Source organism: Pseudomonas sp. PDNC002, from assembly GCF_016919445.1.
Classification (GTDB): Bacteria; Pseudomonadota; Gammaproteobacteria; order Pseudomonadales; family Pseudomonadaceae; genus Pseudomonas.
In genome coordinates, this window is sequence record NZ_CP070356.1 from 1,089,185 (window position 1) to 1,104,582 (window position 15,398).

Below are 15,398 nucleotides of genomic sequence, written 5' to 3' on the forward strand. Positions count from 1 at the left end.
AGGTAAAGCAGATGACCACCACCACCCCAGCCTTCTTCGCCCAGTTCAACGACGAGCAGCTGGTCGCCGCCGACAAAGCCCACTACATGCACGGCTACCACGTGTTCGACGATCACCGGGTCAACGGTGCGCTGAACATCGCCGCCGGCGAGGGCGCGTATATCTACGACACCAAGGGCAATCGCTACCTGGATGCCGTGGGCGGCATGTGGTGCACGAACATCGGCCTGGGCCGCGCGGAAATGGCCGACGCCATCGCCGAGCAGGTGCGCCAGCTGGCCTACTCCAACCCCTTCTGCGACATGGCCAACGTCACCGCGATCCAGCTCTGCGAAAAGCTCGCGCAGCTCGCCCCAGGCGACCTGGACCACGTGTTCCTCACCACCGGCGGCTCCACCGCGGTGGACACCGCCTACCGGCTGATCCAGTACTACCAGAACTGCCGCGGCAAGCATGAGAAGAAGCACATCATCAGCCGGGTCAACGCTTACCACGGCTCGACCTTCCTCACCATGTCGCTGGGCGGCAAGGTCGCCGACCACCCGGCCGAGTTCGACTTCCTCAAGGACGTCATCCACCACATTTCCTGCCCCAACCCCTACCGCGCGCCGGAAGGGATGACCGAAGGGGACTTCCTCGAATTCCTGGTGAAGGAGTTCGAAGACAAGATTCTCGAACTGGGCGAAGACAAGGTCGCCGCCTTCTTCGCCGAGCCGATCATGGGCTCGGGCGGCGTGATCATCCCGCCCAAGGGCTACCACCAGCGCATGTGGCAGGTGTGCCAGAAGTACGACGTGCTCTACGTCGCCGACGAAGTGGTGACCTCCTTCGGCCGCCTGGGCGCCTTCTTCGCCTCCGAGGACGTGTTCGGCATGCAGCCGGACATCATCACCACCGCCAAGGGCCTGACTTCCGGCTACCTGCCGCTGGGCGCGTGCATCTTCTCCGACCGCATCTGGAAGGTGATCGGCGAAGCCGACAAGGGCCGCTGCTTCGCCCACGGCTTCACCTACAGCGGGCACCCGGTGAGCTGCGTCTCGGCGCTGAAGAACATCGAGATCATCGAGCGTGAGAATCTGCTGGAACACGTGAAGGACGTTGGCGGCTATCTGGAACAGCGCCTGCAGGAACTGGCCGACCTGCCGCTGGTGGGCAGCGTGCGTTGCCAGAAGCTGATGGCCTGCGTCGAGTTCGTCGCCGACAAGCGCAGCAAGGTGCTCTTCCCCGAGGAGCTGAACATTGGCGAGAAGATCCACCTGCGCGCCCAGGCCAAGGGCCTGCTGGTGCGGCCGATCGTGCACCTGAACGTGATGTCGCCGCCGCTGACCATCACCCGTGAGCAGGTCGACGAGATCGTCGACACCCTGCGCGAGTCGATCCTGGAGGCCGCCGAAGACCTCCAGCGCAGCGGCGATTACGCGGGGCACTGATGATCGATCCGAGGATTTTGCCTACGCCCCGGCAGCCCTTTATGCTGCCGGGCATGAGCGAATCTCAGGCACTGAGCGAAACATCCGACGCACTGGCCCTGCATGCCTGGCATGCGGGGCTGGCGCGCGTCATGGCCAGCGTCGGCGAGGTCGCCTTCGTCGAACGCCTGGCCGACGCCCTGGGCTGCCTGGTGCCGGTGGAGTCAGTGATGCTCGGCCTGGAACAGCGTGGCCAACCGCCGCAACCGCTGTACCAGCGCGGCATCGTGCCGGAGCACCACGAAGGGTTGATCGACCGCTACTACGCCCGCGGCTATCTGCTCGACCCCTTCTGCCTGGCCATGGAGGACGGCCTCACCGAAGGCTTCTACCCGCTGGCCGACATCGCCCCGGACGACTTCTTCGCCAGCGAGTACTACAAGACCTACTACCTCAAGTTCGGCTGCACCGAAGACTGCCACTTCATCATCGACCTGGGTGAAGCGCGCAAGGTCTCCCTGTGCCTGTACCAGGGCAAGAGCGGCGTGCGCTTCAGCGAGACCCAGCTGGACCTGCTGGCCACCGTGCTGCCGCTGGTACGCGAGCTGATCCTCCAGTTCGAGCGCAACGGCGGGCTGGACCTGCTGTTGGCCGGGCGCGGCGTGAGTGTCGGTGCGCCGGACGATCAGGCGCCGCTGAACCGGCACATCCGCGCGGCCTTCATGAACTTCGGCGCCGACCGGCTCACCGAGCGCGAACGGGAAATCGCCCACCTGCTGCTGCGCGGGCACTCGGTGAAATCCAGCGCGCGGGTGCTGGATATTTCGCCGGAAACCGTGCGCATGCACCGCAAGCACCTCTACACGAAGCTCGAGATCAACTCCCAGGCGGAGCTGTTCTCGCTGTTCATCGACTGGTTGACCGGCGACGCCACCGCCGCCTGACTTCATTTCACAGGTGATCCAATCCTGTAGGACCGAGGGGGGCGCCTAGCCCTTGCTCGGGAACGCCTGACGCCGTGCCCACCCGGCTCGCAAGCAAGAACTGGGCGTCCCCCTCGCTCCTACAAAAAAAGCGCTCCTCGCATTACCCGTCGTTGCGGCGGAGCGACCGGAAATCTGCCAACCTATGGCCTTTCCCGCTGTCTGACCCGTGCCCCACCCTCAGGAGAGCTCCCCGATGTCCCGACGCTGGCTACCCGCCTTGCTGTTGGCCGCCGCCCTGCCGCTGCACGCCGCCGAATCCAAACCCACCTATGGCCCGGAACTGGAGCGTTTCAACTACGCCTACCCGGTCGGCCACTACAGCTTCGCGTCCCAGGGCCACCACATGCACATGGCCTATATCGACGTGAAGCCGAAGAAACAGCCCAACGGCCGCACCGTGGTGCTGCTGCACGGCAAGAACTTCTGCGCCGGCACCTGGGAAACCACCATTGCCGCGCTGAGCGATGCGGGCTACCGCGTGGTGGCGCCGGACCAGATCGGCTTCTGCAAATCCACCAAGCCCGAGCGTTACCAGTACAGCTTCCAGCAGCTGGCGACCAACACCCACGCGCTGCTGGACCACCTGAAGATCGGCAAGATCACCCTGCTGGGCCACTCCACCGGCGGCATGCTCGCCGCCCGCTACGCGCTGATGTACCCGCAGCAGGTGGAGCAGTTGGCCATGGTCAACCCCATCGGCCTGGAAGACTGGAAAGCCCTCGGTGTGCCCTACCGCACCCCGGACCAGTGGTACGAGCGCGAGCTGAAGACCAGCGCCGACAGCATCCGCCAGTACGAGCAGGCCACCTACTACGCCGGCCAGTGGAAGCCCGAGTACGACAAGTGGGTGAACATGCTCGCCGGCCTGTTCAACGGCGCCGGCCATGAGCGCGTGGCGTGGAACTCGGCGCTGCTCTACGACATGATCTTCACCCAGCCGGTGGTCTACGAATTCGGCCAGCTGAAGATGCCGACCCTGCTGCTGATCGGCACCAAGGACAACACCGCCATCGGCAAGGACATCGCCCCGGCCGAGCTGAAAGCCAAGCTGGGCAACTACGCCGAGCTGGGCAAGACGACCGCCAAGGCCATTCCCAACGCCACCCTGGTGGAGTTCGACGACATGGGCCACGCGCCGCAGATTCAGGATCCGAAGCGTTTCCACGAGGCGCTGCTCAAGGGGTTGGCTGATCTGAAGCACTGACGTGGCAAGCCTGTAGGAGCGGACTCCGTCCGCGATCGGTTCCGCTTCGCGCCGGATACCATCGCGGACGGAGTCCGCTCCTACGCTTCTTGCGACATCGGTGCGGGCTATCCCCTCACCCCAACCCTCTCCCGGAGGGAGAGGGAGCCGTTCGGAGTACTAGATCGGTAACGAAGGTAGCCGGCGTGCTCGAAGCTTCCCGAGCGCAGAGGACAGTCCCCTCTCCCCCTGGGAGAGGGTTAGGGTGAGGGCCAGCCGAGGCACCGGGCACAACTTGTAGGAGCGAGCTTGCTCGCAAACCGCCCCTGAGCCGCCGGGTAATCCGTTCGCGAGCAAGAACTGGGCCTCCCCCTCGCTCCCACAAACATGCAGCTCCCAGGCACGCGAATAGCGCCCACAAAAAACGCCGGCTCCCCTCGCAGGGAGCCGGCGTTTTCATGCAGCCGAAAGAATCAGCCCAGGTTCTTGCCCAGCAGCGCGTGGTACAGCTCGCTGTCGCCGAGCACGCCGACGACGCGGCTCTGCTCCTGCAGCACCAGCTTGTGGCCGGTCTGATAGCGGATCTGCAGCGCGTCGCGCATGCGGATGTTGACGTCCACCAGGGTCGGCTCGTGCTTGAGCTTCTCCACCGGGTCGCCCGGGCGCCATTGCTGCAGGTCGATGATGTTGCTGCCCTGGCGCGCGGTCTTGATCTGGTTGGTCTCGGTCAGGCCCAGCCAGCAGTCGCGGCCCTGGTCGAAGCACACCTCGTCGGCCTGGCGGCGGCACTGGTCCAGGCCACGCATCAGGCTGGAGCCGCACAGCACGTTGAGCGGGTTGGTGTGGGCGACGAAGGTGCGCACGTAGTCGTCCGCCGGGCTGAGCACGATTTCCTCGGGCTTGCCGTGCTGGATGATGCGGCCGTCCTTCATGATCGCGATGCGCGAACCGATCTTCAGCGCCTCGTCCAGGTCATGGCTGACGAAGACGATGGTCTTGTGCAGCTGGCGTTGCAGCACCAGCAGTTCGTCCTGCAACTGCTGGCGGATCAGCGGGTCGAGTGCGGAGAAGGGCTCGTCCATCAGCAGGATGTCGCCATCCATCGCCAGCGCGCGGGCCAGGCCGACGCGCTGCTGCATGCCGCCGGAGAGCGAGTCCGGGCGCTTGTCGCGCCACTGCGACAGGCCGACCAGTTCCAGCTTCTCGTCAATCACCTTCTTCCGTTCGTTGGCCGGTCGGCCCTGCATCTCCAGGCCGAAGCCGATGTTCTCGGCGACGGTCAGCCAGGGCATCAGCGCGAACTTCTGGAACACCATGGCGATGCGCTTGGTGCGCATGGTCTTGAGCGCCGCCGGCGAGCAGTTGGCGATGTCCACCTGCTGGCCTTCGTGCTCGATCAGCAGTTTGCCGCGGCTGACCCGGTTGAGGCCGTTGATGCAGCGCAGCAGGCTGGACTTGCCGGAGCCCGACAGGCCCATCATCACGCAGATTTCGCCGCGTTCAACATCCAGGCAGGCATCCTCCACACCCAGCACCTGGCCGGTGCGCTTGAGGATTTCCTCGCGGCCCAGGCCCTTGTCCAGCAGCTTGAGCGCTTCCTTGGTGTGGGTGCCGAAAATCACATCCACATGTTCGAATCGAATCGCCGACATAGTGCTTACCTCCCCCGCAGCGAACGTTGCTTGCACACCCGGTCGAGCAGGATGGCGAGCAGGACGATGGCCAGACCGGCCTCGAAGCCGAGGGAAATGTCCGCGGTGTTGAGCGCATTGACCACCGGCTTGCCGAGGCCGTCAGCACCCACCAGCGCGGCGATAACCACCATCGACAGCGACAACATGATGCATTGGGTGATCCCCGCGCCGATGCTCGGCATGGCGTGCGGCAGCTCGATGCGCGTCAGCAGTTGCCAGCGCGAGCAACCGAAGGCCTTGCCGGCGTCCATCAGTTCCGCCGGCACGTCCTGGATACCCAGGCAGGTGAGGCGGATGGGCGCGGCGATGGCGAAGATCACCGTGGAGATCAGACCCGGAACCACACCCAGGCCGAACAGGGTCAGGGTGGGGATCAGGTAAACGAACGTTGGCACCGTCTGCATCAAATCCAGCAAGGGCCTGAGCGCGGTGTAGAACCAGGGCTTGTGCGCCGCCAGGATGCCCAGCGGCACCCCGATGGCGATACAGACCACCGTGGCGAAGATCACCTGCGCCAGGGTCTCCATGGTTTCCTGCCAATACCCGAGATTCAGGATCAGCAGTAGCGAGGCCAGGGCAAACACCGCCAGACCCCAGCTGCGCTGGATGTAGAACACCAGGAAGACCATCAGCGCGATCAGCGCCAACGGGTTGAACCAGAGCAGGCTGTTGGTGACGCCGTGGATTAGGAATTCGAGGGTGTCGGAAATCTTGTCGAACACCGACGCGCCATGTTGCGTGAGCCAGTCGACGAAGGCGGCAATATGCTCGCCCAGCGGTAGCTTGTGGTCAGTCAGAAACATAATGCGGGCCCATCAGAAGCTTGAGGAATCGGCCAACGGCAATTACTCGGCACTTATTTCGACTTTTTATTTCGAGAGTGCCACCTTGGCTGCCGCCAAGGCCGGTTTGCCGTCACGGGTGGTCACGCCGGCGAGCCAGGCGTCGAGCAGTTCCGGATGGTCCTTCAACCAGGCTTTGGCCGCCTCTTCGGGCTTCTTGCCCCCGTTGAGCACGGCGTCCATGAGTTTGTTTTCCATTTCCAGGGTGAAGGTCAGGTTGGTCAGCAGCTTGCCGACGTTCGGACACTCCTGGGCATACCCCTTGCGCACGTTGGTGTAGATGGTCGCGCCGCCATAGTTGGGGCCGAACACGTCATCGCCACCTTCGAGGTACTTCATCTTGAAGCGGGTGTTCATCGGATGCGGTTCCCAGCCCAGGAACACGATCCACTGGTTGCGGCGGTCGGCGCGCCCGACCTGCGAGAGCATGCCGGCCTCGCTGGACTCCACGAGCTTGAACTTGCCCAGGCCGAACTGGTTCTTGTCGAGCATGCCCTGGACCAGGCGGTTGCCGTCGTTGCCCGGCTCGATGCCGTAGATCTTGTTGCCCAGCTTGTCGGCGTACTTGGCGATGTCCGCGAAGGACTTCAGCCCGCCGTCGTAAGCGGCCTGGGTAACGGCCAGGGTGTACTTGGCGCCCTCGAGGTTGGCTTTCACCGTCTCCACCGAACCATTGTCGGCATAGGGCTTGATGTCGTTGGCCATGCTCGGCATCCAGTTGCCGAGGAAGACGTCGAGATCCTTGTTCGCCAGCGACTTGTAGGTCACCGGCACGGACAACATGGTTACCTTGGTGGCGTAGCCAAGCGACTCGAGCACCTGACGGGTAGTAGCGGTGGTCACGGTGATGTCGGTCCAGCCGACATCGGAGAAGCGAACCGTGCCGCACGACTCAGGTTCAGCGGCCTGAACCACCAGCGGCGCACCTAGGGACACAGCCAGCAGCAAAGACTTGAAACCATTCATGAGCGTACTCCTCTGCGGGGGTGGGGCGCCGGCGCTGCCCGCTTGGGGCGCGGCGGTCTGAATTATGGGTGGGACCTCAGGGCGCAGGTCCTTTTGTTGTCATTTCGTAAACGATCATGGAGCAGGAAAATTTCGTCGCCTACCGGGTGGGTCGCATCCAGTGCAGGCGAAGTCGTATTCAGCACCAGCCATGTCGCATCCAGTGGAAAGGCCCGGTTCCAGCGACTTGCAGAGGCCCGGATCATTCCATGGCGGCGGTTTTCTGGCCCCCTGGCGCCGCGCCCGATGTACTCGGAGCGACACCCTGCAGCCAGCCATCGCGCATCTGTGGATTGGCCTTCAGCCAACCCTTCGCGGCCTGGCGAGGATTGAGGCGCTCGTTGAGCACCGCATCCATCAACTGGTTCTCCATCGCCAGGTCGAATTTCAGGTTCTTCAGCAGCCGCGCGACATTGGGGCACTCCTGAAGATAGCCTGCTCTGACGTTGGTGAAGACCGTCGCACCGCCATAATTGGGACCGAAGTAGGAATCCCCTCCTTCCAGATAGTTCATTTGGATGCGGGTATTCATCGGGTGCGGCTCCCAGCCCAGGAACACGATGGGCTGCTTCAAGGCCCCGGCTCGCTTGACGTAGGCCAACATGTCGGCCTCGCTGGATTCCACCAGCTTGAAGTCGCCCAGGCCGAAGGCCTTTTCCTTGATCATCTTCTGGATCAGCTGGTTGCCGTCGTTGCCCGGCTCGATGCCGTAGATGCGCCCGCCCAGTTGCTCCTTGAATTTTGCGATATCGGCAAAAGTCTTCAGCCCGGCCTCATAGGCGTAGCGCGGCACCGCCAGGGTGTACTTGGCGCCTTCGAGGTTGGCGCCCACCGTTTCCACCTGCCCCTTGTCGGCGAAAGGCTTGATGTCGTTCGCCATGCTCGGCATCCAGTTGCCGAGGAACACGTCGATCTTCTTCTCCGACATCGCCTTGTAGGTGTCCGGCACGGACAGCCGCACCACCTGCGTGCGGTAGCCCTGATGGCTGAGCACCAGGCGGGTCACCGCGGTGGTCACGGTGATGTCGGTCCAGCCGACATCGGCGAAGCGCACCACGGCGCAGGATTCGGGTTCGGCGGCGCGCACGGCGCCCGGTAGTACCACGGATAACGCCAACAGCGACGACACAAGACTCTTCATGAGGCCAGCCTCTGACTGCGGAGAAGGGGGTGGATACGGGCGAACGCGGCCGTTCGTCGGTGGCGGATCATGGAACAGCACAGCGCTGCGCGCCTATCGACCGGTCGTGGTTCGCGTCACTCGCGTCGTAAAAAGGCAAGCTTTCGTCGGCCCCGGAACAGGAGAGCCCGCGCCCTGCATCGGCGGGGTGCGCGGGCGGCGTTATTGGATACGGCCGCGTCGTCGATGGACGCAGCCGGCGCCGGACTTGGGTCGATCATGGCCGGGCATCGCGGGCACAGGGACGTGCCTACTCATCCCTACAAGAGATGCTCCTTCATGGATGCGCAGCTCGCCCGGAGTCCGGCATGGCAATCAGTGTGTTCGACCTGTTCAAGATCGGTATCGGCCCTTCCAGTTCGCACACGGTCGGCCCCATGCGCGCCGCCGCACTGTTCGTCGGTGCCCTGCGCGAACGGCAGATGGTCGAACGCACCACGCGGGTAGAAGTACGCCTCTACGGCTCGCTGTCTGCCACCGGCGTCGGCCACGGCACCGACCGCGCGGTAATCATGGGCCTGATGGGCGAATGGCCGGACCGCATCGACCCCAGCCAGATCGAACCGCGCATGGCTGAGCTTCTAAAGAGCGGCGGATTGTTGCTGGCCGGCGAAAGAACAATCCCCTTCGACTGGATCCGCGACATGCGCCTGCTCGAAGAGAACCTGCCCTACCACCCCAACGCCATGCGCCTGACCGCCATCGAAGGCGACCATGTGCTGCACAGCGACACCTACTACTCCATCGGCGGCGGCTTCGTGGTCGACGAGGGGCAGGCCGCCTCCGGCAGCCTCGACACCGACAACACCGTGCTGCCCTACGACTTCGCCAGCGCCGCCGAACTGCTCATGCTCTGCCGCCGCCACAACCTGCGCGTGTCCGAACTGATGATGGCCAACGAGCGCATGTGGCGCAGCGAGACCGACATCCGCGAAGGCCTCAAGGTCATCTGGCAGGCGATGCGCGACTGCGTGAACAACGGCCTCAGCCACGAGGGCATCCTCCCCGGCGGCCTCAACGTGCAACGCCGCGCCGCGCGCCTGCACCGCAACCTGCAGGACATCGGCAAGCCCAACGTCATCGGCTCGACCCTCTCCGCCATGGAATGGGTCAACCTCTTCGCCCTCGCCGTGAACGAGGAAAACGCCGCCGGCGGACGCATGGTCACCGCGCCCACCAACGGCGCGGCCGGCATCATCCCGGCGGTGCTGCACTACTACATGCGCTTCAACCCGGACGCCAGCGACGACGACGTCACCAACTACTTCCTGGCCGCTGCCGCCGTCGGCATCCTGTGCAAGAAGAACGCGTCGATCTCCGGCGCCGAAGTCGGCTGCCAGGGTGAGGTCGGCTCCGCCTGCGCCATGGCCGCGGCAGGCCTCGCCGAAGTGCTCGGCGCCTCGCCCGAACAAGTGGAGAACGCCGCCGAGATCGGCCTGGAGCACAACCTGGGCCTCACCTGCGACCCGGTCGGCGGCCTCGTCCAGGTGCCCTGCATCGAGCGCAACGCCATCGCCGCGGTGAAAGCCATCAATGCAGCCCAGATGGCCCTGCGCGGCGACGGTCAGCACTTCATCAGCCTCGACCAGGTGATCCGCACCATGCGCAACACCGGTGCCGACATGCACGACAAGTACAAGGAAACCTCGCGCGGCGGATTGGCCGTCAGCATCATCGAGTGCTGACCCGCAATCGACCACGCCAGGCCCAGCGCGCCCCCCGATGGCGCAAGCGGTACGCCCGTCCCGACCACACCAGGGGCGTTACCGTTCCGGGCATAGCACCACCGGTCGCGTGACCAGTGAGTGCTACCAAAAGCCCCAGCCCACCATTCATGCGTATTTGCGACCTTCGAGGCGTCGCAATCCGGACCTGCAAAAGCGGCATTCCCATGCCGTTTTCTTTTTTAATTGAACGCCCATTCAACCTAGGCACGGCATTTGCCTTGCTATCAGGTAGAGAGCAATCAGAGAAATAGCCCAGGGCGAAACCCGGGCGAATTTCCCAACAGAAGAACAAGCATAAGAAACGCCTCCCGTGAGGCGACTGTGACTAGCGTGAGGTGATCGAATGAATGCGTTCAACCCCGGAGTTCCCCCGCAAAACCGAGCTCCGCAGTCCATCGGCTTCCTGCTGCTGGACAACTTCACCCTGATCTCCCTGGCCTCGGCGGTGGAACCGCTGCGCATGGCCAACCAGCTGTCCGGACGCGAACTCTACCGCTGGCACACCCTGAGCCTCGACGGCCGCCAGGTCTGGGCCAGCGACGGCCTGCAGATCACCCCTGACGCGGCCTGCGACAGCGCCCCGCAGATGGACACGCTGATCGTGGTCGGCGGCGTCGGCATCCAGCGCAGCGTCACCCGCGAACACACCACCTTCCTCCAGGCCCAGGCGCGCCTGGGTCGCAAGCTCGGCGCCGTGTGCACCGGCAGTTGGGCCCTGGCCCGCGCCGGCCTGCTCGACGGCTACGACTGCTCGGTGCACTGGGAATGCCTGGCCGCCATGCAGGAAGCCTTCCCCCGCGTGGCCATGAGCACCCGCCTGTTCTCCATCGACCGCAACCGCTTCACCTCCTCCGGCGGCACCGCGCCGATGGACATGATGCTGCACCTGATCGGCCGCGAGCACGGCCGCGAGCTGTCGGCGGCGATCTCCGAGATGTTCATCTACGAGCGCATCCGCAACGAGCAGGACCACCAGCGCGTGCCGCTCAAGCACATGCTCGGCACCAACCAGCCCAAGCTGCAGGAAATCGTCGCGCTGATGGAAGCCAACCTCGAGGAGCCCATCGACCTCGACGAACTGGCCGTCTACGTCAACGTCTCGCGCCGCCAGCTCGAACGGCTGTTCCAGAAATACCTGCACTGCTCGCCGTCGCGCTACTACCTGAAGCTGCGCCTGATCCGCGCACGCCAGCTGCTCAAGCAGACGTCGATGTCGATCATCGAAGTCGCCTCGGTCTGCGGCTTCGTCTCCACGCCGCACTTCTCCAAGTGCTACCGCGAGTACTTCGGCATCCCGCCACGCGACGAGCGCCAGGGCCAGCCGATCGGCCAACCGGTCATGGTCATGCCCATCCCGCAGGACCTTGCCCTCATGCCCAACTCCTCGGCCATCTCGGCCCTCAGCCAGGCCCAGGGCGAATCGACCTTCGCCAGCGTGCGAGTGCTCTAGACGTCCCTTATTGCGGCAACAAAAAAGGGAGGCCAATGGCCTCCCTTTTCACGCACGCACACCCATGTTCGTATTGGTACCAAAAGCGTTGCGGATCTGATCCTGAGTCGCGAACAGTCAGATAACAGGAAAGCGCTCCGCTATTTCCTGCCCCAGTTCCCGAGATTAAAAGGCTTGTGTCGCGCTTAGAAATACGCGGAACTGCTCATAACTGTAGTACTCAATATTGCTATCGACTTTCTTGTAGGAAAAATTCAGTTTTGGCATAACACCCAGGACGGAAAAATCACGATGCCACAGGGAAAGTAGATAATTGTCCTCACGATCCTTGCGCCGTATAGAAAATATATCGTCATCATCCGCATATTTTCTCTCTAGAATCCCTATAAGAAACGACGCTGATAGCCGATACGGAAACTCGGCCTCGAACCCCGTTCGCAGCCCCACGAGGTTATTGGTATCGGCCTCCAAACGCGTATTCTGCTTGCCTAGATCCGCTCCACCATAGAGCGCCAAGCGACTGCTGAAGGCGTAACCCACGGTAGTGGAAAAGAGCGAGCTCTGCCCATCCTGATAGCGATATCGCGCGCTATCATAATGTAAGCCTTGATACTCGATCGCATTGCTTAATTGCCAGTTCGAGGAAAAGTATCGGGTGTATTCCGTACGAACTCCGAAACCTGAGGAGTAGGCATCGTTTCCATACCAACGCTTTTCATAGAAGGGTAGAAGAGAAATCCGCTGTTTTGCATCAGAGTACGAATATCCAACGTAACTCCGCGCAAGGATATCGTCGTATTTGTGATTATCCCAGTAACTACGGCCATAGACGACGCCCTGGAGTCGCAGGCTATGATTATCACTCAAATGCAAGTCCCGCTGCGCACTACCGGCGTAAGAAAACCCATGTCCTTTCTGAGGATAAGAATCGGGATTTCTTAGGAAGCGCTTACCGCCAATATCCACATACCTTCCACTTGAGGCATTATTGACGTTGTCATCGTTCAAGTAGCTGAAATCCACCGTCCCAGACCAATCATGAATACGCTCGATCGCCTGCAAATAGGATTGGACATTCTCCTGTACAACCAACGGCAGTCGGTCAGCACTCGCCTTTTCAAACTGATACTTGGCCGAATCATACTGTTGATTTTCATACAGCATCTTAGCCAAATCCAACCGAATACGAACAAGCTGCGGATTCGCAGCAAGTATCCCACGATAGATTGCAATTGATCTTTTGTAGTCCTTTTCACTCCAGGCCAATGCTCCCTGAGCATAGGAGATCAGGACTGGATCTGGATTCGCCGAGCCTGCATATATGGGAAGTATGCTTCGCACAATGTCCCAGGCCCCGTCCTCCACGGCCTGACTTAGAAATTTCCCTGCCAGCTCAGGATCGCGCCCCAACTCCGTGTTGGTGACGACATTCTTGCCAGGGGAGCCAGATTCTTTGCGCTGATAATCCTCAGGCCTGATGTCATTACCCGCTGGTACAACCACTGCTTCAGGAACTGCACAGAATGCATTAAGTGAATAAAGAAAAAGACATACGTACGCGTAGCGTTTTATTTTCATGGGCAGAATGTATTGAATATAAAAAGGGAGGGTAAGATTTGCTCCTACCCTCCCCGCAATATCGACTGACTATTTTTATTGCTTGGATGCGCCAAAGGCGATGTTCTTCCTTGCATCTTTTTCAAAAGTTGTAATACCTACCAACTCTGAGGCATCTGGACCGTAGAAGTGTCCGCTCATGCTGCCCGTTTCGCCACCTGACTTGGCGGTGCCCGAGATCCCTCCACCATTGATCGAGCCGGTCATGGAAACGGTATCAAAGCCTGCGCGCTGTACTGTTGCCCCGCTGATAGTTTTCGCAGCGAAGTCGACATTGAAGGAAATCTCGGCACTGCCACCGGAAACAGATACGCCATCGGTGGTGTTGCTCCTGATCGCTTTACCCACATAGGTAGCAGTACCTTGCGTCGGAACTTGCTCCGCCGTAGTCGGGTTCACGCCTGTGTAGAAGTATTCCGTCGTGGTATGCGCCTTGGAATACCATGCACCGTACCTTGCGTAACCATTAGCGCCATTGCTGCCATACGATAATGTGCCGTTTTGTCCAGCTGACATCGACGTTCCAGTGATAGGGCTCATGGTGTAACTGGCGCCTGAGGGAGCGACATACGTCTGGCCTGATGCTGTTCCAGCTGTCGCGCTACTAGCAGGTACGCCGGTTACACTACCACTACCACTACCACTACCACTACCATTGCCATTGCCATTGCCATTGCCATTGCCATTGCCATTGTTCTGACCTTGCCCGCTACCACCAGCTTGTCCCTCGCTGGCATTCGTCCCTGTCGGACTTTCATTGGAGCTAGGCGTATCGCTTGAACTGCTACTGTGATGACCGCCGCCACCCGACGAGCACCCCATAGCTAGGCAAACTGCCATTCCAATTGCGGTAAAACGCCCAAGTTTAATAAATTCCATTTTCTCTCATCCAAAACACTCAGATTATTCGAACTGCCATTCCATCAGCGTGGAATAGAGAAAATGACTGTATTTTATTAACCTGGGATCGACAATAGAAGGTCATGGAAGCGGTACATTCATGCAACGTAATTTCTAGTTTCCTACATAGGAAAAATAAGAATTCGCATAAAAAGTGGCGATTTCACTTTCACTACTCTTATTCGGTCCGGTCATGGCCACGTCACGAAATACGAACACCCGAAATTCTTTCTATCTCATTCTGGAAACGGCAATCCCCCGTAAACCGCCCCCTCTTTATCCCTCGCAAACTTACAGAGAAGAAAGAGATAAAAATGGGATAGATTTATTTTCTGTACTCTAATCCGGGATCATCGCCCAGCTTTAGAGCTGGAAAATAATCTGGCCCCTTTTTCGATTCAGGATCAGCTGGATCACTAACAGCCCTCACCTCAATTTCTCGTGCAATTGTCGTAGGATTAAGTTGCTCCAGCTTATGCACATCAATCTTGCCTAAACCCTGCATCTGGAGTTCAGAGATAGGAACTCTCAAAATACCTTTCTTACTAGCCTCCAACGGAACATGGACATCATAGCCAAGGTTCTTGTTGGCGTTCAGCCCTTGGTGTTCGGATACACTAAAACTTCCGAGCGTCTTGCCAGGTTCAAATGTGGTGGCTCCTTGGCGTGGAACTACCGCAGCCCCTTTTTAGATCGGTGATCGAATTGCTTTCGGCGCTGCGCCTGGGCGACGCGGAAGAGAATCCGTTTTCCCAGGTCAGCGGTGCGCTGTTGTTGCTGATTTCCGATGCATGGTCGTTGTATCATGCCGATCACGAGCAGAGACGGGGGCGGTAGTTAATCGCAGGCAATAAAACCCCAGCTCGGTGGCTGGGGTTTTTATTTTTACTTATCGAAGCGACCAGTCATGTATGGATATGAATTGAATAGTCTGCTCAGGGGCATGCTCTAGGGAGGCTCGATGGTCTGTTACAAAACTAATTCCAAAAATATCTTTACCTCCCTTCATGGCAATGAATTCATCTTCATCCGAATTGAAGTCCACATCAAATGACTCCGCCAACTTCAAAATACTATCCGCAGGCCTGACACCATGAAAGCTCCCTCGATAGCCGACTCCAACAGCTATCCTGTAGAGTATTTCTCGATCCTCGAAATACAAAGAGACCAGCTCATTCATGTAGCGATAAGAAAACACAAATTGATCATCAAGACCAATCCTTCTTTTCGTACCAATCCATCCGCTACTACTCAGAAGAATATCTCTAAGATGGACATCCGGACCGTAGCACTCGAAACTTCCAATTCTTTCTTTGACCGCAGCCAGTGACTCACCTATAACAAAACCAGCTGCGCTCACGCCAGGAATCAACTCGGCATCAATATCTGGGGTAAATTTTATCAT

Annotated in this window: 12 protein-coding genes; 5 read left to right on the forward strand and 7 right to left on the reverse strand. The window is 60.3% G+C overall.

What is annotated here, in order from left to right:
- The first annotated feature begins 11 nt into the window (after positions 1-11).
- From JVX91_RS05000 to JVX91_RS05010, 3 genes are all read left to right on the forward strand, one after another.
- A complete protein-coding gene (locus tag JVX91_RS05000; protein ID WP_205338285.1) occupies positions 12-1,430 on the forward strand; it encodes an aminotransferase in 1,419 nt (472 codons plus the stop codon).
- A gap of 53 nt (positions 1,431-1,483) precedes the next feature.
- Positions 1,484-2,353, forward strand: a complete 870-nt coding sequence (locus JVX91_RS05005; protein ID WP_205338286.1) for a helix-turn-helix transcriptional regulator — start codon at positions 1,484-1,486, stop codon at positions 2,351-2,353.
- A gap of 235 nt (positions 2,354-2,588) precedes the next feature.
- Positions 2,589-3,599: an alpha/beta hydrolase gene (locus JVX91_RS05010; protein WP_205338287.1), complete on the forward strand. Its 1,011-nt coding sequence runs from the start codon at positions 2,589-2,591 to the stop codon at positions 3,597-3,599.
- Between the two features lie 452 nt (positions 3,600-4,051).
- On the opposite strand, the gene choV is transcribed toward JVX91_RS05010, so the two are convergent.
- The 4 genes from choV to JVX91_RS05030 all read right to left on the reverse strand — a co-directional run bounded on the left by choV (position 4,052) and on the right by JVX91_RS05030 (position 8,260).
- Positions 4,052-5,230 carry a choline ABC transporter ATP-binding protein gene (gene choV / locus JVX91_RS05015; protein ID WP_205338288.1) on the reverse strand — a complete coding sequence of 393 codons (1,179 nt, stop codon included), beginning with the start codon at positions 5,228-5,230 and terminating at the stop codon, positions 4,052-4,054.
- Between the two features lie 5 nt (positions 5,231-5,235).
- Positions 5,236-6,075, reverse strand: coding sequence for a choline ABC transporter permease subunit (gene choW, locus JVX91_RS05020; RefSeq protein ID WP_015479715.1), 840 nt, complete (start codon positions 6,073-6,075; stop codon positions 5,236-5,238).
- Between the two features lie 66 nt (positions 6,076-6,141).
- The gene (locus JVX91_RS05025) at positions 6,142-7,080 is read right to left on the reverse strand and encodes a choline ABC transporter substrate-binding protein (RefSeq protein ID WP_205338289.1); all 939 of its coding nucleotides are present in this window, start codon (positions 7,078-7,080) and stop codon (positions 6,142-6,144) included.
- 241 nt (positions 7,081-7,321) lie between these two features.
- Complete coding sequence (locus JVX91_RS05030) at positions 7,322-8,260, reverse strand: choline ABC transporter substrate-binding protein (RefSeq protein ID WP_205338290.1); 939 nt, start codon at positions 8,258-8,260, stop codon at positions 7,322-7,324.
- Positions 8,261-8,607: 347 nt separating this feature from the next.
- Between JVX91_RS05030 and JVX91_RS05035 the strand changes: the two genes are divergently transcribed.
- Together JVX91_RS05035 and JVX91_RS05040 are read left to right on the forward strand one after the other, a co-directional pair.
- The gene (locus JVX91_RS05035; RefSeq protein ID WP_205338291.1) at positions 8,608-9,984 is read left to right on the forward strand and encodes an L-serine ammonia-lyase; all 1,377 of its coding nucleotides are present in this window, start codon (positions 8,608-8,610) and stop codon (positions 9,982-9,984) included.
- Positions 9,985-10,369: 385 nt separating this feature from the next.
- A complete protein-coding gene (locus tag JVX91_RS05040; RefSeq protein ID WP_024766695.1) occupies positions 10,370-11,476 on the forward strand; it encodes a GlxA family transcriptional regulator in 1,107 nt (368 codons plus the stop codon).
- 165 nt (positions 11,477-11,641) lie between these two features.
- On the opposite strand, the gene JVX91_RS05045 is transcribed toward JVX91_RS05040, so the two are convergent.
- From JVX91_RS05045 to JVX91_RS05055, 3 genes are all read right to left on the reverse strand, one after another.
- Positions 11,642-13,054, reverse strand: a complete 1,413-nt coding sequence (locus JVX91_RS05045) for a porin family protein (protein ID WP_205338292.1) — start codon at positions 13,052-13,054, stop codon at positions 11,642-11,644.
- A gap of 75 nt (positions 13,055-13,129) precedes the next feature.
- A complete protein-coding gene (locus tag JVX91_RS05050; protein ID WP_205338293.1) occupies positions 13,130-13,972 on the reverse strand; it encodes a Slam-dependent surface lipoprotein in 843 nt (280 codons plus the stop codon).
- Positions 13,973-14,882: 910 nt separating this feature from the next.
- Positions 14,883-15,398, reverse strand: a complete 516-nt coding sequence (locus JVX91_RS05055; RefSeq protein WP_205338294.1) for a hypothetical protein — start codon at positions 15,396-15,398, stop codon at positions 14,883-14,885.